This window comes from Verrucomicrobiia bacterium, assembly GCA_035577545.1.
GTDB lineage: Bacteria > Verrucomicrobiota > Verrucomicrobiia > Palsa-1439 > Palsa-1439 > Palsa-1439.
On sequence record DATLVI010000028.1, the window covers coordinates 89,296 to 112,190 of the forward strand.

General features: G+C 56.4%; 19 protein-coding genes. 11 read left to right on the forward strand and 8 right to left on the reverse strand.

The window, feature by feature from the left end; translation table 11 throughout:
• Positions 1 to 53: 53 nt before the first annotated feature.
• Both VNL17_09895 and VNL17_09900 read left to right on the forward strand, forming a co-directional pair.
• Entirely contained in the window at positions 54 to 740 is a 687-nt protein-coding gene (locus VNL17_09895) for a hypothetical protein (GenBank protein ID HXI84386.1), read from the forward strand.
• A gap of 13 nt (positions 741 to 753) precedes the next feature.
• Positions 754 to 1,938 carry an aldo/keto reductase gene (locus tag VNL17_09900; protein ID HXI84387.1) on the forward strand — a complete coding sequence of 395 codons (1,185 nt, stop codon included), beginning with the start codon at positions 754 to 756 and terminating at the stop codon, positions 1,936 to 1,938.
• 8 nt (positions 1,939 to 1,946) lie between these two features.
• On the opposite strand, the gene VNL17_09905 is transcribed toward VNL17_09900, so the two are convergent.
• The 3 genes from VNL17_09905 to VNL17_09915 are packed head-to-tail and all read right to left on the reverse strand — an operon-like array spanning position 1,947 to position 4,680.
• Positions 1,947 to 2,762, reverse strand: coding sequence for a sugar phosphate isomerase/epimerase (locus VNL17_09905; protein HXI84388.1), 816 nt, complete (start codon positions 2,760 to 2,762; stop codon positions 1,947 to 1,949).
• On the reverse strand, positions 2,750 to 3,523 hold the full coding sequence (locus VNL17_09910; protein HXI84389.1) for a sugar phosphate isomerase/epimerase: 774 nt from the start codon (positions 3,521 to 3,523) through the stop codon (positions 2,750 to 2,752). Before VNL17_09910 ends, VNL17_09905 begins: the two co-directional genes overlap by 13 nt.
• Positions 3,520 to 4,680, reverse strand: coding sequence for a Gfo/Idh/MocA family oxidoreductase (locus VNL17_09915; protein HXI84390.1), 1,161 nt, complete (start codon positions 4,678 to 4,680; stop codon positions 3,520 to 3,522). Before VNL17_09915 ends, VNL17_09910 begins: the two co-directional genes overlap by 4 nt.
• A 369-nt stretch (positions 4,681 to 5,049) precedes the next feature.
• Between VNL17_09915 and VNL17_09920 the strand changes: the two genes are divergently transcribed.
• The 9 genes from VNL17_09920 to VNL17_09960 all read left to right on the forward strand — a co-directional run bounded on the left by VNL17_09920 (position 5,050) and on the right by VNL17_09960 (position 17,483).
• Positions 5,050 to 5,700, forward strand: coding sequence for a PEP-CTERM sorting domain-containing protein (locus tag VNL17_09920; GenBank protein HXI84391.1), 651 nt, complete (start codon positions 5,050 to 5,052; stop codon positions 5,698 to 5,700).
• A gap of 155 nt (positions 5,701 to 5,855) precedes the next feature.
• Positions 5,856 to 6,818: an aldo/keto reductase gene (locus tag VNL17_09925; protein HXI84392.1), complete on the forward strand. Its 963-nt coding sequence runs from the start codon at positions 5,856 to 5,858 to the stop codon at positions 6,816 to 6,818.
• An 11-nt stretch (positions 6,819 to 6,829) separates the two neighbouring features.
• Positions 6,830 to 9,739: a glycosyl hydrolase family 28-related protein gene (locus VNL17_09930; protein ID HXI84393.1), complete on the forward strand. Its 2,910-nt coding sequence runs from the start codon at positions 6,830 to 6,832 to the stop codon at positions 9,737 to 9,739.
• 143 nt (positions 9,740 to 9,882) lie between these two features.
• Positions 9,883 to 11,733, forward strand: coding sequence for a family 16 glycosylhydrolase (locus VNL17_09935; GenBank protein HXI84394.1), 1,851 nt, complete (start codon positions 9,883 to 9,885; stop codon positions 11,731 to 11,733).
• Between the two features lie 517 nt (positions 11,734 to 12,250).
• On the forward strand, positions 12,251 to 13,894 hold the full coding sequence (locus VNL17_09940) for a DUF5060 domain-containing protein (GenBank protein ID HXI84395.1): 1,644 nt from the start codon (positions 12,251 to 12,253) through the stop codon (positions 13,892 to 13,894).
• A 36-nt stretch (positions 13,895 to 13,930) separates the two neighbouring features.
• Entirely contained in the window at positions 13,931 to 15,097 is a 1,167-nt protein-coding gene (locus VNL17_09945) for a mandelate racemase/muconate lactonizing enzyme family protein (protein ID HXI84396.1), read from the forward strand.
• Between the two features lie 3 nt (positions 15,098 to 15,100).
• Positions 15,101 to 16,384: a C4-dicarboxylate transporter DctA gene (gene dctA, locus VNL17_09950; protein HXI84397.1), complete on the forward strand. Its 1,284-nt coding sequence runs from the start codon at positions 15,101 to 15,103 to the stop codon at positions 16,382 to 16,384.
• Positions 16,381 to 17,079 carry an HAD family hydrolase gene (locus tag VNL17_09955; protein ID HXI84398.1) on the forward strand — a complete coding sequence of 233 codons (699 nt, stop codon included), beginning with the start codon at positions 16,381 to 16,383 and terminating at the stop codon, positions 17,077 to 17,079. Before dctA ends, VNL17_09955 begins: the two co-directional genes overlap by 4 nt.
• Complete coding sequence (locus VNL17_09960) at positions 17,076 to 17,483, forward strand: YajD family HNH nuclease (GenBank protein HXI84399.1); 408 nt, start codon at positions 17,076 to 17,078, stop codon at positions 17,481 to 17,483. The genes VNL17_09955 and VNL17_09960 overlap by 4 nt, the downstream gene beginning before the upstream one ends.
• A gap of 18 nt (positions 17,484 to 17,501) precedes the next feature.
• Here VNL17_09960 and VNL17_09965 read toward each other — a convergent pair whose 3' ends face one another.
• The 5 genes from VNL17_09965 to VNL17_09985 form a co-directional block, all read right to left on the reverse strand.
• On the reverse strand, positions 17,502 to 17,939 hold the full coding sequence (locus VNL17_09965) for an EamA family transporter (GenBank protein ID HXI84400.1): 438 nt from the start codon (positions 17,937 to 17,939) through the stop codon (positions 17,502 to 17,504).
• Between the two features lie 101 nt (positions 17,940 to 18,040).
• Entirely contained in the window at positions 18,041 to 18,895 is an 855-nt protein-coding gene (locus VNL17_09970; protein HXI84401.1) for an RNA polymerase sigma factor RpoD/SigA, read from the reverse strand.
• Positions 18,896 to 19,134: 239 nt separating this feature from the next.
• Complete coding sequence (locus tag VNL17_09975; protein ID HXI84402.1) at positions 19,135 to 19,953, reverse strand: hypothetical protein; 819 nt, start codon at positions 19,951 to 19,953, stop codon at positions 19,135 to 19,137.
• Positions 19,954 to 19,965: 12 nt separating this feature from the next.
• Positions 19,966 to 21,603, reverse strand: a complete 1,638-nt coding sequence (locus tag VNL17_09980) for a hypothetical protein (protein HXI84403.1) — start codon at positions 21,601 to 21,603, stop codon at positions 19,966 to 19,968.
• Between the two features lie 630 nt (positions 21,604 to 22,233).
• Positions 22,234 to 22,734 carry an HAD hydrolase-like protein gene (locus VNL17_09985; GenBank protein HXI84404.1) on the reverse strand — a complete coding sequence of 167 codons (501 nt, stop codon included), beginning with the start codon at positions 22,732 to 22,734 and terminating at the stop codon, positions 22,234 to 22,236.
• Between the last annotated feature and the right edge of the window lie 161 nt (positions 22,735 to 22,895).

Here is a 22,895-nt window from a genome sequence, read left to right on the forward strand (position 1 = left end):
TCGGTCGTGATTTCCAGTCGTGACAACCCCGGCTCGACAGGTAAACTGCGGGCATGCTTTACGGCCAAACGCCGAAGTGGATTGACTGGCTGGACCGCCGGATGCCGGGTTTCGGAATCCCCAACCTCGCCCTGTACCTTGTCGCGGCACAAGTCTGCGGTTTTTTTCTGACGTTGGCCAATCCGAACGCGATCGGGCTTCTCATTCTTGATCCCTCGCTGGTGCTAAAGGGCGAGGTCTGGCGATTGATCACTTTTCTGGCGGTACCGCAGACACTGAGCGCGCTGTGGATGGTATTGGCGCTCTACTTTCTGTATTTCATCGTCAATATCATTGAAGAAGAGTGGGGCGAGTTCCGCACCACATTATATGTGTTGGTGGCGGTGCTACTAACCATTGCTTTTTCTTGCACCTTTCAAGTGCGGATCTACAGCACCGTGGAGCTTGGATCGACGCTTTTTCTGGCCGCCGCGACGATTGCGCCAGAGATGCAAATCCTTTTGTTTTTCGTCCTTCCCGTAAAAATGAAATGGCTGGCGTGGTTGTCGGTTGCTGGCATTGTCTTTTTTCTGATTTTCGGAACGATGTTGAGCCGTTTGTATTTGGTGGCCATGTACGCCAATTATCTACTGTTCTTCGGACCGTATTTTGCGGGACGGCTCAAGGCCTTTTACCGGAGAAAGAAATTCCGGCAGGAAGTCGCGGCTGGTCGCATCCATAGAGACGAACCAACGGAATAACATGCAGACCCCGATGAAATACCGGCGCTTTGGCCGCACCAACCTCTCCATGCCCGTCATTTCGTGCGGGGGAATGCGCTACCAGCATTCATGGAAAGACGAGGATGCCAGCGGCATCACCGCCGAGGGCCAGGCCAACCTCGAAGCGACCATCCATCGCGCGCTCGAGTTGGGCATCAACCACATTGAAACCGCGCGCGGTTACGGCACGTCCGAGTTGCAATTGGGCAAAATCCTGCCGCACTTGCCGCGCGAGCGGATGATCATCCAAACGAAAGTCAGCCCGTGCGCCGATCCGAAGGAATTCCTGGCCACGTTCAACCAATCTATGGAAAACTTGCAACTCGACCATGTTGACCTGCTGGGCCTCCACGGTATTAATAACGAAGAGGTGCTTGATTTTGCCATGCGTCGCGGCGGTTGTCTTGAGGTCGCCCGACAGCTCCAGAAGGAAGGCCGCGTCCGTTTCATCGGATTCTCGACGCACGCCGTACCGCGCGTGATTGCCAGGGCCATCGAATCGGGCCAATTCGATTACGTCAACCTGCACTGGTACTTCGTTAATCCACTGAATTGGTCGTCGGTGCAGGCGGCGACGAAACACGACATGGGCGTGTTCATCATCAGCCCGAACGACAAAGGCGGCATGTTGCAGAATCGCCCGGCGAAAATGGCGGAGTTGTGTGCGCCACTGACGCCGATACAGTTTAACGACCTCTATTGCCTCGCGCGACCCGAAGTGCACACGCTCAGTTGCGGCGCGGCGCGTCCCGCCGATTTCGATGAGCATATTGCCGCGCTGGAGTTCTACGGTCGCGAAGCTGAAACGATTGCGCCCGTGGAACGCCGTTTGCGCACGGAAATGGAACGGGTGCTCGGAGCCGATTGGTGCTCGCATTGGACCGAGGGTTTACCGGAGTACTCGGAAGCTCCCGACCAGGTGAATGTTATCGAAATCCTGCGGCTCTGGATGTATGTGAAATCCCTCGATCTCGTGGAGTGGGGGAAGATGCGATATAATTTACTGGGCAATGCGGGCCATTGGTTCCCGGGTGAAATGGTCAGCAAGATTACCGACGAACAAAAACTCCGATCGGCCATCTCTGAAAGCCCGTTCGCTTCAAGGATCCCGGAAATTCTCCGAGAAGCCCATGAGCTATTGTTTACCGAGCCAAAGAAGCGACTGAGCCAGAGTTGAGTTGGCAACTAGGATGCCAACGGAATGGCGTTCTCGCGTGCGAGTTTGCGCAACGCATTGACCGCCACCCCAAAAAGTTCGGGCCCGCTGAAGCCGGAAGATTGTCCTGCGATCGCCAGGTGTGGTTCGAAGCTCAAAAATCCCTTATAGTCATTTGCGCAGGCATCCTTCAGAATCTCGGCAATGTGTCCATTACCCTCGCCCGCCGGTACAACCTTGCCGCTGTCGAGGAGGGCGTCCTTAATATGGATATGCACCGTGTACGGTTTCAGGAGCGGCCAGTTGTCGAGGGGGTCTTCACCGGCCTGGACGAAGTTGGCGAAGTCGAAGGCCGCACGGAACTTGGGCGAGTCGAGGTTCTGGTGCAGGTCGAGGCATGACGCGCCAAGTTCACCGTAGATGTGCCGCTCGTTTTCGTGAAGGAGGACCGGACGGCAGGACCGGACATAGTCGATCTTTTCTTGAAGGCGATGCAGGACTTTCGCTCGTCCGTTCGGGAAAGCTCCGTAGTAGCTAAAGATGCGAACGAACGGCGCGTCGAAGAATTCCGCGAGCTCGACGGCGAGTTTGAAACGCTCGAAATGCGGCCCGAATGGCTCGCTCAGCTTGACCTTTCCAATAGGCGAACCGATGCCAATCACGCCCAGGCCGTTGTCCGTGAGCTTTTGCTTGATTTCTGCGCGCATCGATTTGTCGAAATCAAGGACGTTCCTGCCATCCACGCCGCGCAACTCAACGTGAGTGACACCTTGTCGTTTACACTCGGCTATCTGGACATCCAAGTCCGGCGAGATCTCGTCGGCGAACGCGGCTAGGCCGAGCATAGATTCTCTTTGGTGAAGACAAAACTTTGCTGGAGTGAGTCGAAGGGATCGCCGGGACAGGTGTCCTGCTCAATGCAAAACCATTCGCAGCCAGCCGCTTCTGCGGCCGCGATGATTCGCTTCCAATTCAGATTGCCGTTGCCGATCTCCGCGAAGGTCGGCTTGTTCTCGGCGTTCACGGCGTAATCTTTCATGTGCAGAATCGGCAGCCGATTTTTGAGCCGGTCGCACCATTCGACGGGATCACCGCCGCCATTCTGCACCCAATACGTGTCCGGCTCGCCCTGCAAGTAGCGGGGGTCGGTTTCGTCGAAGAGGATTTCCAGAATGGGCTTGCCGCCCAACCGGCGGAACTCGATTTGGTGGTTGTGATAACACAACACCTGCCCTGCCTCATGGAGCACTTCGCCCGCGGCATTGAGCCGCGCCGCAAACGTTTTCACATCGGCGAGTGTGTCGAACTTGATCCCGGCAGGCCAGGCGTAGGCAGTGATTTGGCAAGCCAGTTTCTGAAGCCGCTCGACGACACGTTGCGGCTCATTCAGGATCATGTTCCCATCTTCATGTGTCGCGCAGCAGGTCAGGCCCTCGTTCTTGAGCAGGGCGACCAATTTGGTTTCCTCCATCGGGCCGAGGCCGCTGATTTGCACAGCTTCGTAACCGATCGCGCGAATTTTTTTCAGCGTCTTGGCGATTTCGGCCGGCGTCTTCGCGAAATCACGGACGGTGTACAGTTGAGCGGCAATTTGTTGAATTCTCATCGTTTGTAGGAGGCGGCCAGATCGTCGGTGATCACGCCGGGAGGGCGTTTGGCTCCCCGCTTGAATCGTGAGGTGTCGATCTTGCCTTGCAAAAATTCTTCGTAGGCGGCGGCGTCCAGTGGCAGTTCAATGGTCTGGTTTTGGGCCGAAGAAAGCACGATGGCGTTGGCCAGTTCGACCGAATGAATTCCCTCGGGTGCCGGCGCGATGAGTGGTTGGCCATCGAGAATGGCATCGACGAAATTCTGCAGCACCTCGACGTGTTGGCCGCCACGGTCGGGGAAAGTAAACTTGAACTCCCTGGTCGCTGGAGCCGCAAAAGGTTTGGTTGCGGCGCGGCTGAACTCGCCCATCGGCGTTTCATTCCGGGTGAAGCTGAGCACATCGTTCTCAAACACCAGTCGCCCGTTTTCGGCGGCGACCTCGAGCCGGTTTGTGCCGGGGGCCTCGCCTGTGGACGTGATAAATACGGCGGTCGCGCCGTCGGCGTATTCGAAGCACGCGGTCACATCGTCTTCCACCTCGATGTCGTGATAGCGACCGAGTCCGCAGAATCCGCGCACGCGCTTCGGCATCCCGAAGAACCACTGGAAAAGATCGAGATTGTGGGGGCACTGGTTGAGCAGCACACCGCCCCCCTCGCCGGCCCAGGTCGCACGCCAACTACCGAGCTTGTAATACGCCTCGGGGCGAAACCAGTTAGTGATGATCCAGTTGATCCGGCGAATCTGACCGAGTTCGCCAGCCTGGATAAGTTCACGAATTTTCTTGTAGCAAGGGTCGGTGCGCTGTTGAAACATGATGGCGAAGATAAGTTTCGGGTCTTTCCGCGCGGCGATAAGCCGTTCGCAGTCGGCCTTCTGGACGGAGATCGGTTTCTCCACCAATACATGTAGGCCGGCCTGCAAGGCGTCGATGCCGCTGACGGTATGGTCGAAGTGCGGTGTGGCAATGAGCACGGCATCGACGGCACCGGAACGAATCAGTTCGTTACTGCGAGTGAAGCCTTTGGCCTGCGGGAAGCGCGCGACTTTTTCCGGGGCTGGATCGCATACGGCGGCGACTTCACAACGGTTGATCTTGCCGGACATGATGTTATCGGCATGTCCCACGCCCATATTGCCGAGGCCAATGATTCCCAAGCGAACGGATTTCATAAAACTCGCTATTGCGAGCCTCTTTCATCCTATGCCACCAGCGGCACGTCAAGCGCGTTTTCCCAGCAAAGGCCTGGCGAATATGGTTGACAGTATCCCGCCATTCTGCAATCATTTGCATTGAAGCGAGTGTTTTCAGCTAAACCAGCAGTGGGATGAGGCACATGGGAGCTATTTGTCTTAACAACGAAGCGATTTGGCCTGTCTCCTGCCGGTCAATTATCATCCTGAAAGGAGGCCAAAGAGCTTGAGTGGTCGAAGGCGTATCCTACTACGGATGCGGTGGTTATAACAGAAACTTGTTCAGCGGTTGCGAGCCGCTGACGGGATAGTGAAAAACAAAAAGAGGCGAAAGGTGAGGGTAGCAAAATGAATGGGATCAGTAAATTCATCGGAAGTTCAGTATGCGCGGTGGCGTTTCTGTTTGCCGTGGGCGAAGTGTCGGCGGCAAACCTTATCGCGAACCCCGGCTTTGAAACCGGAACTACGGCGAGTTGGTTGACATTGGGTACGGGCGTAGGGGCCACCATTACGGTCCAGACTCCGGATAACGGTCCTTCGGCAGCCGGATCGTTTAATGCGTACATGACCAATTCGATTGCAGCCAACAACCTGGCGCTGCAGCAGAGCACGCCGAACGGCAGCGCGGTCCCCGGATTGGTGAACTATTCGTTCGATCTGAAGTTTGGTAGTTCGCTTAACGGCGGAGTCTTCTTCGTTCATATATGGGACGTAAACTCGGTTGGCGGAGTTATCGATCAAGGCCCCGGACTGCTTCAGCCTAACGTTGCCAACGACGGCAATTGGCACACGTTCGCTGGTTCGTTCACGGCTCCGGCGACTGTGAATCATCTGGAAATCGAGTTCGATTGCACGACGGGAGCAGCGGCTGGCAGTGCGGAATCAATGCACGTCGACAATGTGTCGCTCACCCAGGCGGTACCCGAACCGACGACCGTGACGCTGGTCGGTCTTGGATTGTTTGGCGCCGTTGCGTTCGGACGCAAGCGCAAGTCGTAATTCAAGCTTTTGTGTGGGAGGGCCCAGCCGCGCGGCGGGCTCTCCCAACATTGGCCCACTGTTGAATGGCATACGTCCACCTAAATCGTGGACGTTTTTCATGCTCACATTGCAACAGCACAATTCTTATCTGAATCCAGTGCATGATTAGTTCACTGGCGACCCGTCGCTTGGGAAAATCCGGGATTGAGATCTCCGTCATCGGAACCGGCTTGTGGGCAGTCGGCGGAGGTTGGGGACCGGTAGATGACCAGCAGGCACTCGGCGCCATTGACGCCTCACTGGAAGCCGGTATCAACTTTTTCGACACCGCCGACGTCTATGGCAATGGCCACAGTGAGGAATTGCTTGGCAAAGCCATGCGGGGGCGGCGGGAGCGATTTGTGGTGGCAACCAAGATCGGTTGGGCCGGCTATGACGGCAAGAACAACCGCTCTCAGTACGATAGCGTGGACAAACTGATCGCGGGTGTCGAGGGGAGCCTGCGCCGGTTACAGACGGACCGCATCGATCTGATCCAGAACCATATTTTCTATCGCGAGCCGAACACGGACATCTTTATCGAGGGCTTCCAGCGGCTGCAGCGCGACGGAAAGGTGCGCGCCTACGGCCTAAGCTCGAGCGATTTCGCTTTCATCAAGGAGTTCAACCGCAATAGCCAGTGCGCGACGTTGCAGATTGACTACAGCCTCCTTAATCGAACGCCGGAGAGCGAGATTTTCCCGTATTGCCAGACGAGCAACATCGCCGTGATTGTTCGCGGAGCCCTGGCGATGGGCATTCTCGCGGGTAAATTCACTTCCGAGACGCGATTCTCCGAGGGTGACTTTCGTCGCAACTGGCACGAAAACCCTGATGAGCGACGCGTATTCCTGGAAGACCTCGACAAGGTCGAACGCCTGCGCTCGCTCGCGAACGGTCGCACGTTGTCCCAACTCGCGCTGCGTTTTGTCGTTGATCACCCCGCCGTAGCGACGGTCATCCCCGGCGCGCGTTCGCCCAAGCAGGCGCGCGAGAATGTGAAGGCGGGTCTCCTGCCCGCACTCACGCCGGCGGAACGTCAGCAAATCGATTCCGTTACTCCACCGGGAGGCGGCCGCAAGATCTGGCCAGCGTAAACCTCCCGATCATGAATCCGAAACGTATTGCGTTGATTTTTTCCACAATTTTGGTCGCGATCCCCATGCATGCGGCTTCCTATTACCCAACCCGACTGGACGACCCCAAAGCGGCTTATTTCACGCGGGAGAACTTCCCGGTGCATGCCGATGGCATCGCGGACGACGCCGACGCCTTGCAGCAGGCCATCGACCGTGTCCAGGAAACGGCCCACCAGGGCATCGTCTTCATTCCCGAGGGGCAATATCGCCTCGGCAAGACCGTTCATGTCTGGAATGGCATCCGCCTCATCGGGTATGGCAGTCGCCGGCCCGTCATTATTCTTGGCGAGAATACCCCCGGCTTTCAGGAGGGCGATGGCAAGTATCTGGTGCATTTCGTGAGCGACCGGCCGAAAGAGGACCTGCCCATCCGCGATGCCAACCCGGGCACGTTCTACACCGGGATGAGCAATATCGACATTGAGATTCGGGACGGCAACCCGGCCGCCGTGGGTATCCGCTTTCACGTGGCGCAGCACTCCTACCTTGCGCATATCGACTTTCGCATCGGCTCGGGCCGGGCGGGCATCGAGGAAGTGGGCAACGAAGCAGAAGACTTGCATTTCTTTGGAGGTGAGTTCGGCATCACAATGCACAAACCCTCACCCAGCTGGCCGTTCCTGCTGATCGACTCCTCGTTTGAAGGCCAGCGCAAAGCAGCCATTGAGACCGAGGAAGGCGGGCTCACCATCATTCGCAACCAGTTCAAAAGCGTGCCCACCGCTATCGCCGTCCGCGAAGACCGCGCCGAGGAACTCTGGATGAAGGATTCGCGCCTGGAAGACGTTACGGGTCCAGCGCTGATCATTAGCGACGAGCACAACGCACGGACCGAGATCAACCTCGAGAATGTCATCTGCGCGCGCGTCCCGGTTCTCGCTAGCTTCCGTGAAAGCGGGAAGACAATTGTGGGCACCGGCTCGGTGTATCAGGTCAAGGTATTCACGCACGGCCTGCACATCGCCGATCTTGGCGCCACGCCGGAAATCAAAACCACTTGTGAGACTGTCCCATTGCCGTCGCTACCGCCACCGGTCAAGTCAGACATCCCCGCACTGCCTCCCGCCGACACGTGGGCCAATATCCGGGCGCTCGGCGCCAAGGGCGACGGACAGACAGATGACACAACGGCATTCAAGGAAGCCATCGCCAAACATCGCGCGATTTACCTGCCGTCGGGCCGTTATCGCGTGACCGATACGCTCACGCTCAATCCGGATACTGTCCTCGTCGGCCTGCATCCGTTCGCGACACAACTTGTGCTCACGGATTCCACACCCGCGTTCGTGGGCCTTGGCGGGCCCAAACCGTTGCTCGAAACTCCCAAAGGTGGATCCAATATTGTCACCGGCATCGGCTTGGACACGGGGATCAACAGTCGCGCGGTGGCCGCCAAGTGGATGGCCGGGAAGGATTCGTTGATGAATGATGTCCGTTTCCTCGGTGGCCATGGTATGTACAATCCCGACGGCACACGCCTGGTAGTTTACAACAATAACCGTACCGGCGATCCCGACGCGGCGCGACGATGGGATTCCCAGTACTGGAGCCTTTGGATTACCGACGGCGGCGGCGGAACTTTTAAGGACATCTGGACGCCGAACTCATTCGCCCAGGCTGGCGTCTACATTTCTGATACCGTGACCGAAGGCCGTATCTATGCGATGTCCAGCGAGCACCACGTCCGCAACGAGGTGAAGTTGCGCAATGTCTCCAACTGGCAGATCTACGCCCTGCAAATGGAAGAGGAGCGCGGGGAAGGCCCCAACTGCCTGCCTGTGGACATCGACAACTCGAAGAATATCACGTTCGCCAATCTCTACCTCTACCGCGTTGCCAGCAACGCTCCATTCCCGTATGCGGTGAAACTCACCTCCTCCCGCGACATTCGCTTTCGCAACGTTCACGTTTACAGCCCCGGCAAGTTCACATTCGACAACACCATTTTCGACCAAACTCACAACGTGGAAACTCGTTCGCGAGAGATCGCATCCCTGAACATTTCCGGCAATCCGCCTCAAACTCCACCGACACATGAGTCACTAGTTCTGGCACCCGGGGCGAAGGTCGAGAAACTTGCCGGTGGGTTTAATAATATCGACGGAGCCACAGTCGATGCCGCGGGAAATGTTTATTTCATTGATGCGCGTTTTCAGCGCATCTACCGGTGGGCGCCGGAAAGTCATGCCGTGACGCTTCTCCGCGACAGCCCGCTGGAACCGGTTGGGTTGGTGTTCGACAAGTCTGGCAATCTTCTGGTCGTGACACGCCTAGGCCAGGTGTATGCGTTTCAGCCGGGTGGCCATGAGGACGAGATCACCGTTCTCCAGCCCGTGGCTGCGGCTCCGCGTCCTGGGCTTGTGCCGGTTCTGCCGATTAGCCGCTGGCGCGATGCGCACGACTTCATAAAGGTCAACACCCAGCCGGCGCCACTGCACTATCTCTCGCCCGACGGCACCACCTTCATCCCGTCCGTGGAAGATCCACGGAACTCCCGCCCGACGAGAGTCTTCTTTTCAACGACCGATTTGACCCGGGCGTACGGATTGGCCGCGGCCCCGACGAATCAGCCCTTTTACGTAGCTGACGAGTTTGGACAGAAGACGTGGGCTTTCAGCGTGCTGCCCGATGGCACGCTTGCCAACGCCAGGCTTTTTGCCGAGGAGGGCGAGGCTGGCATCACAACCGACACCGATGGAAATGTTTATGTCGCAGCCGGCAACGTCTTCGTCTTCGACCGGTCAGGCAAGCAGGTCGACTTGATTGAAGTGCCGGAACGTCCGACCAGTCTCGTGTTCGGCGGCAAAGATCGACGAACTCTTTTTATCACAGCGCGCAGCTCGCTTTATGAGGTACGGACCAGATTCAAAGGTCCGTAAAAAACTTCGGAAAGCTTTCGTGTCCAGTGATATAGTATTCCGTTGACGGGACGGGATTGATGTGTTGAATCGATTAGACTTGCCTTATGAATCGCTTGTTTATTACAATCGTTTGCATAGTGGGAATTTCGAGGGTTTATGTAATGTCGTTCGGGATTAAGAAATCGCTGTCATCACTCGCCGTCTGCGCTCTATTGGTCTTCGGGCTCTTTAGCAGTTGGACTTCCTCCATTTACGCGGTTACCAACCTCGTCTTCAGCGACGAATTCAACGGTGCCGGCACTAATGTGGATACCACAAAGTGGGGGTTTGATCTGGGCAATACCAGCAGCATTGCGGGTGGGGGCTGGGGCAACAATGAAAAGGAGACCTACTCCGCCGCCGCCAAGAATGCTTTCGTCTCGAATGGTGTGCTCCACATAGTCGCCCTCAATGACGTGGGAGGGGGTGCCCCCTATAGTTCTGCCCGGCTAAGAACATTGGGTCTATTCTCGCTTACATATGGGCGGATTGAGGTCCGCGCCCGGCTCCCCCGGGGATCTCCGTATTGGTGGCCGGCGATTTGGATGCTGGCAACCAATTATTCAGGTACTACCGGGCCTACCAACTCATGGCCTGAGTGCGGAGAGATCGACATGGTGGAGAGTAAGGGAGCTACTCCGCTGACAAACTTTTTTACCCTGCACAAGGATGGCGCCGGTAATCAGGGCGTCGACATATCAGCTCAAGTGAGATATACTTTCCCGTCAGGAGACGCCAACACCAATTTTCATACTTACGTTACCGAATGGAACACCAATTCCTTCCATGTTTCCATCGATAGTAACACGGTCCTCTACAGCAATGGCGGGACTATAAACAATTGGTCGAGTTCCATTGGCCCGTTCCCGGCGCCTTTTAATCATCCGTTCTACATCATCATGAACCTGGCTGTTGGTGGCAATTTCGTGGGCAATCCCGGCACTGCGACGATTAACGCCGCGACTACATTCCCCGGTGACATGCAGATTGATTACATTCGCGTTTACCAGGATGGTCCAGCGCCACCACTGGGCCCCCCATTACTCCTGTCTGTCGCGCCCAGCAATGGCTGCGCGAGCGGCGGGACGGCGATTACTCTTACCGGGACCAATTTCCAAAACACCGCGACGGTCACCATCAATGGTGTGAACGCCACCGCTGTCACGGTTGTGAATACCAATACGATAACAGCCATCACGGGTGCCAATGCAGCTGGAACGTACAACATAGTACTCAAGTGTACGAACCAACCTCCGACAACACTTACCAACGGATTTACCTACCTTGGCCCACCTCTTTTTGCAGGACCGGGCACTGTTACCCCGGCCGTCGAAGGCGCAACGTTGACCTGGTCCGCTGCATCGGGTTCCCCACCCTTTACCTACGGCGTATACGAAGCGACCAATAGCGGAGGCGAGATCAACCCGCTGTTGACCACCAACGCCCTGTCGGCATTCATTTCCCTGTATCCGGGGAGCAACAGCCCGATTACCTACTTCTTCAAAGTTAAGGCGACCGATACCTGCAGCGCCACTGACACCAACCAGGTTGAACTGTCCGTGCAGCCGCTTCTCAACCCGAACAGCAGCCAGGTCGGTGACGGGATTCCCAACGGCTGGAAGCAACAGTATGGCTTTAGTCCATTCGACAACACCGTTGCTGCTGCGGATCCTGACGGCGATGATCTTTCGAACTTGCAGGAATTCCAGTTGGGAACGAATCCATTGGACAATAACTCCCCGTTCCACGTTACGGCAGTTACCCTGCAGGGTTCAGACGTGCTTGTCTCGTGGCAGTCGGTCGGTGGCATGACGTCCGCCGTGGAATCCACACCTGCCCTCGGTGGCAGCTATTCGAATATCAGCGGCAATATTATCATCACGGGCTCTGGCCTGACGACGACGAACTACCTCGACCCGGGCGCCGTCACCAACGCGCCGCTTCAGTTCTATCGTATTCGCTTGATCCCCTGATGGCCGAAGAAGCCGTTTTTTGTTAGATCGTCCCTAGCGCGCGTCCCTCAGCGATTCACGGACACGTCTTTCAAACTCCTCGCAGCAGGCGAAAACGTCCATGTAGAAAGTGTTGAGTCTTTCGTCTTCGACCTCAACCCGAGCATTCTTGTAGTGGTGGGGACACCTCATCTGGGAGACCGTCGTCGCGTAATGACGTCTGATTCGTTCAGCAGTCGTCTCGGTTCTTGCTATCAATCCAAACCTCGCATTTGGACCCTGCCGACGGGAACAGAGTGTAAGACAAGAAGCACTCGCCTGCTTCTTCGGCCGCTTTGAGTAACAAACAACTGAGTGCCTGTCCAGAGAATTCTTGTTGGAGCTGCCACGCAAAATTCGTTTCTCGATTGAATTCCGCCTCCGGTGCCGGATCGCTGGTCGTAGACACTGCAGCGACCTCGTCTTATGATGAACTTTTTGATTGCTCGCAGATAGGGCTGTAAATCCGATTCGCAAACCTGTATGCATTCTGGTTGCCATGCCGCATGCATTCATCCGGTGTCTCAAATTCCGTTTCGGCAGTCTCGCGATTTTGGTTTCGCTTGCCGTGTCCGTCAACGGGGCTGCCGGAACGGTCGAGCAGTGGGGAGTTTTTGACATCCCGCTCTCTGGCTCGACCAATGGCAATCCCTTTGTGGATGTCCAGTTTTCTGCACGCTTTTCGTTCTCTACCTCGACGGTCGAAGTGGTTGGCTTTTACGACGGCGATGGGATTTATCGAGTACGGTTTATGCCTGACAAGCCCGGTCACTGGCGCTACACGACACACAGTAACCGGCCCGAACTCGACGTGAAAACGGGTGAGTTTGTTGTCACCTCACCCACGGGAAGCAACCACGGGCCGGTCCAGGTAGCTAACACGTACCACTTTGCTTATGGCGACGGCTCGCCGTTCCGTCCGATTGGCACAACTTCTTACAACTGGGCGCACATGGCGGACGCGTTGGAAGAGCAAACACTCGCCAGTCTCGCGGCCGCGCCCTTCAACAAGATCCGCATGTGCATTTTTCCAAAACATAACCCGGAAAGCACGAACGAACTGGCGCTTTTCCCGTTTGCCGGGACACCGCCGAAGTCCTGGGATTTTTCCCGCTTCGATCCGCGATTCTTCCAACACCTCGAAAAACGTGTCGGCGATCTCTGCGACCGGGGCATCGAGGCGGAACTGATTCTATTCGATCCTTACGACAAGGGCCGTTGGGGTTTCGACCGTATGCCGGTGGAAGTGGATGACCGGTATGTTCGCTACCTCGTCAGCCGCCTGGCCGCCTATCGCAACGTCTGGTGGTCACTGTCCAACGAATACGATTTCAACAAGCAGAAGAAGGAGTCGGATTGGGACCGTTTGTTCCACGTCTTACAAGCCGCGGATCCCTACGGCCACCCGCGCTCCATCCACAATGGCTTCCTCATTTACAACAACACACAACCGTGGGTCACGCACGCTAGCATCCAAAACGGGTCGGCAGTGGAAGATGCGGGTCGCGCCGAGTTGTATCGCGACGTATATCGTAAACCGGTCGTTTACGACGAGGTGAAATACGAGGGGAACATATGGAAGCGCTGGGGCAACCTTTCCGCAGAGGAAATGGTGTTTCGCTTCTGGCAGGGTACCGTCGCAGGCACCTATGTGACCCACGGCGAAGTCGTGACGAACGAACAACATATACTGTGGACCTCCGAAGGGGGTAAACTCCATGGGCAGAGTCCTCCACGGCTTGCGTTCCTCCGCCAGGTGCTCGCGGAAAGTCCGGCGACCGGCATCGACCCGATTGACAAATGGCAGGACTCAAACATGGGCGGCAAACTCGGTGAGTACTATCTGCTCTATTTTGGCAAGCAGACACCGACGTCGTGGCCCTTTGAACTCTACAAGGACCGCATTGCCAACGGCATGAAATTCACGGTTGAGGTGCTGGACACATGGGCCATGACCACCATGCCGGTCGAAGGTGAGTTCGTGGCGAAGAAGAAGGATAACTATCATTTCGTCGACGAGAAAGGCCGCGCCGTCCCCCTGCCGGGAAAACCCTACATGGCAGTGTGTATTCGCCGCGTGCGGGAACCTGTAGGTTCAAGTTTGAAGGGCACACCACCACCGGCGGATGTGACACCGGAATAACAAATGCTCGTCCTTTCTTAGCCAGGGAGACTTGCAATGCGCATTGTGGAAATCCGCGAAAAGACAGTTTCCATCGCCTCGGCCATCACCAATGCGTACATCGATTTTTCAAAGATGACCTGCTCGGTAGTCGCGTTGATTACGGATGTGGTGCGCGACGGAAAGCCGGTGGTTGGCTATGGTTTCAATTCCAACGGTCGCTATGGCCAGGGAGCATTGATGCGCGAACGCTTTTTTCCGCGACTGATGGCCGCCAATCCCAGGGCGTTGGTGGATGAGACCGGGGAGAACCTGGATCCTTTCCGCATCTGGACCACATTGATGACCAACGAAAAGCCCGGGGGGCACGGGGAACGTTCCGTCGCAGTGGGCACCATCGACATGGCGGTGTGGGATGCTGTCGCCAAGATCGACGGGAAGCCGCTGTACCGACTGCTGGCGGACCGCTATCGCGGGGGACAGGCAGATGACAAGGTCTGGGTCTATGCTGCTGGCGGTTATTATTATCCCGGTAAAGATATGACCGCTCTGAAGAACGAGATGAAACGCTATCGCGATCTCGGCTATCAGGTAGTGAAAATGAAAATCGGCGCGGTTCCACTCGACGACGACCTCCGCCGCATCGAGGCTGTGCTGACGGTGGTAGGCGACGGTCAATCACTTGCGGTCGATGCGAACGGTCGTTTCGATCTGGAGACTGCCATCGCTTACGGTAAGGCGCTGAAGCCGTACGGACTGTTTTGGTATGAAGAAGCGGGGGACCCTCTGGACTATGCCCTGCAAGCGGAGCTTTCCAAGCATTACGATCTGCCGATGGCGACGGGTGAGAATCTCTTTTCTCACCAGGATGCGCGCAACTTGATCCGTTACGGCGGCATGCGTCCGGATCGCGATTGGCTGCAATTTGATTGCGCGCTGTCCTACGGCCTCGTCGAATATCTGCGCACGTTGGAAATGCTGCAACAGAATGGCTGGTCAACGCGCCGGGTCGTGCCGCACGGCGGCCATCAAATGTCACTCAACATCGCTGCCGGGTTGCATCTCGGTGGCAACGAATCCTATCCGGGCGTCTTCCAGCCGTTCGGTGGTTTCGCGGACGGCATTGCGATTCAGAATGGATTTGTCGGTTTGCCAAATGTCCCCGGTGTGGGTTTTGAAACCAAGGCCGAACTGTTTACGTTGATGAAATCGTTGAGTGACTAAACCATGGACAAACCACGCAGCAAGGCAGCAACCTTATTCGGTCATCTGTATTTTCAGGTAATTCTCGGGGTTTTGCTCGGCGTCATCATTGGCAGAGTAAACCCTGTCCTGGGAGAGTCGCTCAAACCGCTCGCAGACGGGTTCATCAACCTTGTCAAAATGGTGCTGGCTCCGATCATTTTCGGAACAATTGTCGTCGGCATTGCGAAGATGGGGAACCTGAAGGAAGTGGGGCGGGTTGGCGTCAAAGCGCTCATCTACTTCGAAATTGTTTCCACGCTGGCACTCGTCATCGGGTTGGTCGTGGTAAACGTCCTGAAACCGGGAGCCGGAATGAACGTCGATCCCGGTACCTTGGATACAAAAACGCTCGCTCCGTACACTTCCACAGCCAAATCGACAGATGCCGTCAGCTTCTTCCTGGACATCATTCCCACCAGCATCGTGGATGCGTTCGTTAAGGGAAATATGCTCCAGGTCCTGTTGTTTTCGGTGCTGTTCGGCCTGGCGTTGGCGCAACTTCCTGACCGTGGGAAATTGATAGTCGACGTGATCGATTCGGTCCTGCATGGCTTGTTCGGCATCGTGCGTTTTATCATGCGGCTGGCGCCGCTGGCCGCGCTTGGCGCCATGGCTTTCACCATCGGAAAATACGGACTCAACACCCTGATCTCATTCGGCAAGCTGATTGGTTGCGTCTATCTTGCCAGTCTCGCCTTTGTCGTAATTGTCCTCGGCGCCATTGCCCGGATGAACCGCATCTCCCTCTGGAAGTTCCTCAAATTCATCAAAGACGAAATCCTTATTGTTTTCGCCACTGTTTCGACCGAAGCCGTGCTGCCGCAAATGATGTTCAAGCTGGAGCAACTGGGTTGCGCCAAGCCCGTTGTCGGTATGGTGCTGCCAGCCGGCTACACCTTCAACGCGGACGGTACCGCGATCTACTTGACGATGGGGGCGATTTTCGTCGCCCAGGCCACCAACACGCCGTTGACGCTTTGGGAGCAGCTAGTTGTCCTGGGGGTTTTGCTATTCATGTCCAAGGGATCTGCGGGAGTCGCCGGCGCCGGGTTCGTGACCCTCACCGCGACGCTGGCCTCCATGGACAAGATCCCCGTTGCCGGTATGGTATTGTTGCTTGGAGTCGATCGCTTCATCAACGAGGCGCGGGCGGTGACCAACCTTATCGGCAACGGCGTCGCCACCATCACGATCGCCAAATGGGAAAAAGCCTTTGACGCACAACAAGCCACGGCAGTACTGAACGGCGCCGGAGAAAAGTCATGAGTACCCAGAATAAAGTTGTCTTCCTGTTCGACGTCGATAACACGTTGCTCGACAACGATCGCGTTACCGCCGATCTGCGGCGCTATCTGGAAACAAAGGTCGGTGACGAAGGGGCGCATAGTTATTGGGGCATCTTTGAACGGTTGCGAGCCGATCTGGGTTACGCGGATTATCTCGGCGCCCTGCAGCGTTACCGGAGCGAGAACCCGCATGATCCGGGCCTCCTTATGGTTTCCCATTTCCTGATCGACTATCCGTTCGCCAATCGGGTGTTCCCCCACGCCCTCGACGTCATCGAGCACGCCAAGCGATGGGGCCCGGCCGTGATCCTGTCCGACGGTGATGTGGTTTTCCAGCCGCGCAAGGTGGAGCGATCCGGGCTGTTCGAGGCGGTGGACGGCAACGTATTAATCTACGTGCACAAAGAGCAAGAACTCGACGACGTGGCGCGTCGGTTTCCCGCCGATCATTACGTGATGGTTGATGACAAGTTGCGTATTCTGGCAGCCATCAAGAAACTGTGGGGCGAGCGTGTCACCACTGTTTTCGTGCGCCAGGGACATTACGCGGTCGATCCAAAGATTCTGGCAGCTCATCCACCTGCCGACGTCACCTGCAACCAGATCGCCGACCTCCTCGACGACGTGAAATTTTGGGCGCGATTCGTTCACCCCACTGAGAAGGATAACCCATGAAACCAAAAGGGCCTTTACCGGATCCGGAAAAGCAAGAGCAAATCCTTGCCGGGCTTCGACGGGACGCGGAAATCCGGGCGAAGAGCTATCGGGAGCGGGCGTTGCGGATGTTCCCGCATGTCTGCGGGAGTTGCGGGCGCGAATTCTCGGGTAAAAAACTTCGCGAACTCACCGTTCATCACAAGGACCACAACCACAACAACAATCCACCCGACGGTAGTAATTGGGAACTGCTGTGCATCTACTGCCATGATCACGAGCACGAGAAGTACAAACTGAAGGGCTACGTGGACGGGTCGGCATCCGAAATCGCGCTCGAAAAACCACCCATCGCCAACCCGTTTGATAAGCTGGACAATTTACTGCGGGCCAAGACCAAGGGGCCGGACCTCAAGCCTGAATAACAATGGCCCGCAACGTCGTCAGGGTCTGAGTCCCACGAGCACGGCACCAATGGCGATCAGAATGATGCCGGCCCAATTGCGAAGCAGCAGCTTTTCACCCAGGAACATCACGCCAAGCACCGCCACCAAAACCACGCTGAGTTTGTCGATGGGCGCCACGAGGGACGCATTGCCCAGCTTCAACGCGCGGAAGTAGCACACCCAGGACGCGCCGGTCGCCAGCCCTGAGAGGGCCAGAAACAGGTAACTTCGCAGGGGAACAGAATCCAACCGTTGATATTTACCCGTCACACCAAGAATGGCTGCCAACGCCAGCAGGACAACAATTGTTCTCACAAAAGTCGCGAAGTCGGAGTTGATGTCGTGAACCCCCACTTTCGCGAGGATTGCGGTCAACGCGGCAAATACCGCCGATAAAAGCGCCCAAGCCTGCCATGACATGTGAGTTCCTTTCATCTAAATTGCTTCGCGAACAAGGATACCTCACGTTCCGCCCTTGGAAAAGCAAACAGAAGTTCCTCACTCGCTCTAAATGACAACACCGTACCGGTGTGTGATTAGGATTGGCCGACCAGATTGGCACTCTCGCGCGCTTCCACGCGGCGGCGTAGTTTGCGCAGGGCAATTTCCTGGATCTGGCGGACACGTTCGCGGGTTACTTTGAATCTTTTGCCGACTTGCTCCAGCGTGCGTGGTGGTTGCCCATCCAGCCCGAAACGCAACATCAGGATTTCGGCTTCGCGTGCGTCGAGATACTTGATGTGCTCGCGGATCTCCTGCCGCATCGTTTTTACACGAAGCAGCTCGTACGGGGTCAAGGCGCCCTCGTCCTGAACGATGTCACCGAAGCGGCTGTCGTCCTCGTCCCCAATCGGGGCGTCGAGGCTAATGGGGCTTACGCCGAGCTTGCGAAGCGCCGCCACTTTGGCGGCAGGAACTTCCAGGGCCTTCGCCAGTTCGGCATCGCTCGGTTCGCGGCCAAACTTCTCCGTGAGTTTCTGGCTGGCCCGGTTTAATTTGTGCACCTTGTCCACGATGTGAACGGGCAGACGGATTGTCTTCGACTGGTTCGAGAGGGCCCGACGAATCGACTGTTTGATCCACAAAGCCGCGTACGTGGAAAGCTTTGCGCCCTTTCGGGGGTTGAATCGTTCGACGGCTTTCATCAGGCCGATGTTGCCTTCGTTGATCAAATCCAGCAGCGGCATTCCGAAATTCGCGTAGTCGTGGGAGATCTTTACAACCAGACGCAGGTTGGCCTTTATCATCTGCTCGCGGGCGCGCTTGCTGCCGCGCTGGACCTGGGCCGCCAGCTCGTTCTCCTCCTTGCGCGTCAATAGCGGGGTCTTACCTATCTCCCGCAAGTAGAGTTGCAGAGCGTCTCCGTTATCGTTGTATCGGTCAATGACCATAATCTCTTCCTTGAACCCATCACATGCCCGAGTCGACTGGAACAGGTGACAACTACGACACTATCTCCCCTGTTAGATGCAACGTGGCCCAATTTGGTTCAAAACACATGCAGCCATTGGTTACGAATGTCTCCACTCGCCGTTCGACCGAAGCAGAGATAGCGTGGCACGGAGTTGTTGCCCAACGAGTTGGGAGCTTCGACACGAGGACAATTGGCGGGAACCAAAAACGGAAAAAATCACTGCCGAGTGATTCTGAGATGCATGAATCTCTTCCCGCTGGTCGCAATCGGATTGCCTGCGTCGCTGGCCTTGTTGGTCTGGGTTACGCCATCGCTACCAAGTACGGTTTGTATAATGCCGTTGGTGCTCCATGCCCCGCTCGGGTCAGCCGCCGCTTCGACGGTGTAACTCAGGTCGATCGCCGACAGGACTTTGGTGTAGGTCAGTGTCAAGCAACCGCAAGCTGGATCGATGTACGCAATGGGTAGCCCGGTCGTGCCGGCGACATTCGGATTCAAATTCAGCGCGTACTCCAGCAGGTTGACGATTCCGTCACCATCCGGATCCGCAAGGTCGCCACTGATGTTGGGATTGCTGGCATTCGGGCCGAACTCGGCAAGTTGCCAGGCATTAAACGGGGTCGCCACAACTACCGAGACCTGGAATGACTGCGTCGCCAGGTTGCTCGATGACAAGATATTCGTCCCGCCCACGATGGTGACAGTCCCGGAATAGTTGCCCACGGCGGCCGTGGGATTGACGGTCACCGCAAAGACGATGTCGCTGTAGGTTTGACCGGCCGAGAGGATCCCGGGGACGTTCGCAAAAAAAGCATTGGCGACTGCCGCAAGATTGCTACTGGCGGTGAACTGAATGTCATTCAAATACACGTTGTTCGTTGGATTCGTGTTACTCAGAACACCGCTAAAAAAGACCTCGTTGCTTTGCGCGCACGTTTCCGCCGCCGGCGTTAGGACAAACGACAAATCCGCCCGCGCCGCCATGCCGGAGAGCGCCATCATCAAACTGAATAGGAGTAATGATTTCAGGCGCATGATTGACTTTCTCTACCGGCCGATGGCGAACAAAATGGCGTTGTTGATCGCGTACACGGTCCCGTCGACTCCAATTAAAGTGGGCGTGTACGCCTCACCGATACCGGGCGTCAGCGTGAACGTTTCGGAAAGCGTGTTGGAGGTCAAATCCCAGCGGTAGAGTTTGCCATCCTCGCTGCCGGCCAGCACCGACCTCGTGAAGGGATCGACCACCGCCGTGTTGATGCACCACTCCCGGACGCCGGCTTGGCCGGTATTCGGGGTGGGACCGAGTACGGTTAATATCTCCTTCATCACGGTCGCACCGGTGACCGGATCTGTTTCCGTGTCGTTCGGATCCAGGACAGCGACCTTGTTGGATCCGTTTCCTCCGACTCCGGGGTCGGAATAATTATTGTATTTGGTGACCAACAAATACGGCGAACTGCCGTGGTACGAGGAAACAAACGGGGCAGAGACGATGGAGGCTGTGTCGTCCCAGCCGAAGGCCCCAGGAGTTTTCGCCTGGCTCAACAAGCTGTTGAAATGCAGGAGCCACCCGCGATCGTGATTCACACAGCATGAATATTCGAACACGCCGAAGTACACATCGCCGTCCGGCCCGACAGTCGGCGAGGCTGTGCCGTCGTCTGGCAACGCGGCGTCATGAGTTGGGAACCCTGCGTCCTTCAATCGGACTTTGGCGATCGGCGCGAGGGTGCGGCTGTCCACCGATACGAGGTAGCCGTAACCGAAACTGACACCATTCACCGCAAAATACAATGTCTTGTGGTCATTGGCCAGGGCCGGGGCGCAGTTCTGCACCACCTTGTTCATCGTGCCATCATTGCTGACCGCGCTGGCGGCCGCCCACGTCCCCGTCCCATTAACGTCAATACGAGCAATACCACCCTTTAGGTTTAGCGGAGTGGAGCCAGTTACTTGAAAGCCAAAGTAGATGTTCCCATATCGGTCCGACGTGATCGGCGTGTCGATGAACACATTTGACAGGTACGCGTTGGTGTTGGCGTTGTAATTGGTCATCCCGTAAAAAGCGATCTGCCCAATGGCGGGAAGATTCGTTGAATCAGCGTTATCGCAATAATAGATAGTGCCACCACCGCCGGGAAAATAGATGCGGTTTTTCGGGGTCAGCGTTGGCGAAAAACTCGGGTACCAACCGTGTGGCGGAGGAGTCCAGTCGCTGGATCGCATCCAATTCGTCGCACCCGTGGCCCCAACGCGTGATTCGATGCGAAATCCTCCGGCAGCCGTGGTCTTAACCGGCACGATGACCGTGTTGGAACGCGTGATCAGCGGCGAGCCGTAGTGGATGAATAGTTCGCCTGTGTTATTGGTGGGCACGCTCAGGTCCACCGACGTCTGCCAATGGAGATGGAGGAGGGGCTGCGACGCTACGGGCGAGATGGCGGTGTGTTGCGAATCGTGGGCGTAATCACTCCAGGGCACCCGGATGCTTTGCGCCAACGCGCTCCCGGGCAACAGCAAACCGGCCACCGCAGCCGCGCCAAACGCGACCTTCAGCCTGCCGGCAACCCTCTCGAGTATCCCCTGTCCCATGTGCTCACCCGCGAACCGCTTCAAAGGATACAAGCATCGGATGCAGTGAACAAGCCGAATCCCGGTCATCTGTGGCAGTGTCCTAATCACCAATATTTCCCTCTCTTTTTGACCTCAAAAGTTGGTTTGCCCGTAGAATTCGGTCCAAAATACCCCTCAAAATGGGTTCGTTTTGGAAAACGAACCCAAATATTCTGAGCGTATTTTTAATCTCCAAAACCTTGCACCCCAAAATAATAGCCCATGTTTTCCAAGCCGAGGAAATTGGGTTCGTTTCGCAAAAACATATAGAGCCCCCCCTTCTTCCGAAATAAGCCGAGCATAGCAGCAGCGGAGCGAGACGCCGCGATGTCGTTTTCGCGGCAATTGGGTTCGTTTCGCAGAAACGTATATATGGACCCCGCGTGTCGCGCCATCTTGTCGCACTGCAGTTGGGGTCCCTGCGGTCTCCGCAGTGCCCGCGGCAAGCCGCCCGAAGATCGGACAGCTTGCCCGAATTCGTTTCGGGTTGGAGTTTGAGCCTTCAATGTTGGTCCATTTCCCACGATTCTACCCATCGCCTCACGCTATGTCTAGTAAATTATCGATTGCCGATATGCCTTCAGTAGGTCGCCGGACCGGGTCGTTGGCCAGGCAAGTATGTAATCACGCAATCACGACATTACCTCACATCCACAGTAGTGTATCCTTTTGAAGGAGAAAACCCCGGCCAGCTGCGCGTCAGGTAAGTTCTTCGATGGCGGCGGGCAGTTGTCGGAGAGATTGGACTGACCGTATCGAAAACGACCCCGAATAGCTCTCTTGTTTCCAATTGAACCAGATCGCGCGAATCCCGACACGTATCGACCCTAGGACGTCCTGCTCCAAGGAGTCGCCGATCACGATCAGCTCGTTCTTCTGCGCGTCGAGGCGAGTGAGCACCGCACCCCAGAACTCCGGCTCGCCCTTCTTGTGGCCTAACTCGGTGAAGCAGAAGATCTCGTCGATGAGCGCGTTCAGCCCAACCCGCTCCAGCGCGCGCACGATATCGGGCTTTTTCGACACGGTCGCATTTGTTGCGACTGCAATGCGGTAGCTTTTCGATAACAGCGAAAGAACCTCGGAGGCGCCGTCGATAACGCGAACCTCCGTCCAATCAGCCATGGGAATGTCCGGTGGACCCGCTTCGGACATCAATGTGTCACCCCAGTCGAACAGTACGAATCGCAGCTTCGCGTTCACAGTGATTACCCAACATTTCCTATATGACTTTCTGCCGCATTCATACCACGCCTCGATGCACACCAGCAATGGAATCGGGCGTTACAGACCATGTTTGGGAGTTGACCGAAGTGGTTGCCTTGATTGATGCGAATTCAAAATGATACACTGCCTCATCCACA

What these genes read in the sequence shown, in the direction of transcription:
- VNL17_09895 (HXI84386.1), top strand. Translation starts at nt 54, where the DNA reads ATGCTTTACGGCCAAACGCCGAAGTGGATTGACTGGCTGGACCGCCGG.
- VNL17_09900 (HXI84387.1), top strand. Translation starts at nt 754, where the DNA reads ATGAAATACCGGCGCTTTGGCCGCACCAACCTCTCCATGCCCGTCATT.
- VNL17_09905 (HXI84388.1), bottom strand. Translation starts at nt 2,762, where the DNA reads ATGCTCGGCCTAGCCGCGTTCGCCGACGAGATCTCGCCGGACTTGGAT.
- VNL17_09910 (HXI84389.1), bottom strand. Translation starts at nt 3,523, where the DNA reads ATGAGAATTCAACAAATTGCCGCTCAACTGTACACCGTCCGTGATTTC.
- VNL17_09915 (HXI84390.1), bottom strand. Translation starts at nt 4,680, where the DNA reads ATGAAATCCGTTCGCTTGGGAATCATTGGCCTCGGCAATATGGGCGTG.
- VNL17_09920 (HXI84391.1), top strand. Translation starts at nt 5,050, where the DNA reads ATGAATGGGATCAGTAAATTCATCGGAAGTTCAGTATGCGCGGTGGCG.
- VNL17_09930 (HXI84393.1), top strand. Translation starts at nt 6,830, where the DNA reads ATGAATCCGAAACGTATTGCGTTGATTTTTTCCACAATTTTGGTCGCG.
- VNL17_09935 (HXI84394.1), top strand. Translation starts at nt 9,883, where the DNA reads ATGTCGTTCGGGATTAAGAAATCGCTGTCATCACTCGCCGTCTGCGCT.
- VNL17_09940 (HXI84395.1), top strand. Translation starts at nt 12,251, where the DNA reads ATGCCGCATGCATTCATCCGGTGTCTCAAATTCCGTTTCGGCAGTCTC.
- VNL17_09945 (HXI84396.1), top strand. Translation starts at nt 13,931, where the DNA reads ATGCGCATTGTGGAAATCCGCGAAAAGACAGTTTCCATCGCCTCGGCC.
- dctA (HXI84397.1), top strand. Translation starts at nt 15,101, where the DNA reads ATGGACAAACCACGCAGCAAGGCAGCAACCTTATTCGGTCATCTGTAT.
- VNL17_09955 (HXI84398.1), top strand. Translation starts at nt 16,381, where the DNA reads ATGAGTACCCAGAATAAAGTTGTCTTCCTGTTCGACGTCGATAACACG.
- VNL17_09960 (HXI84399.1), top strand. Translation starts at nt 17,076, where the DNA reads ATGAAACCAAAAGGGCCTTTACCGGATCCGGAAAAGCAAGAGCAAATC.
- VNL17_09965 (HXI84400.1), bottom strand. Translation starts at nt 17,939, where the DNA reads ATGAAAGGAACTCACATGTCATGGCAGGCTTGGGCGCTTTTATCGGCG.
- VNL17_09970 (HXI84401.1), bottom strand. Translation starts at nt 18,895, where the DNA reads ATGGTCATTGACCGATACAACGATAACGGAGACGCTCTGCAACTCTAC.
- VNL17_09975 (HXI84402.1), bottom strand. Translation starts at nt 19,953, where the DNA reads ATGCGCCTGAAATCATTACTCCTATTCAGTTTGATGATGGCGCTCTCC.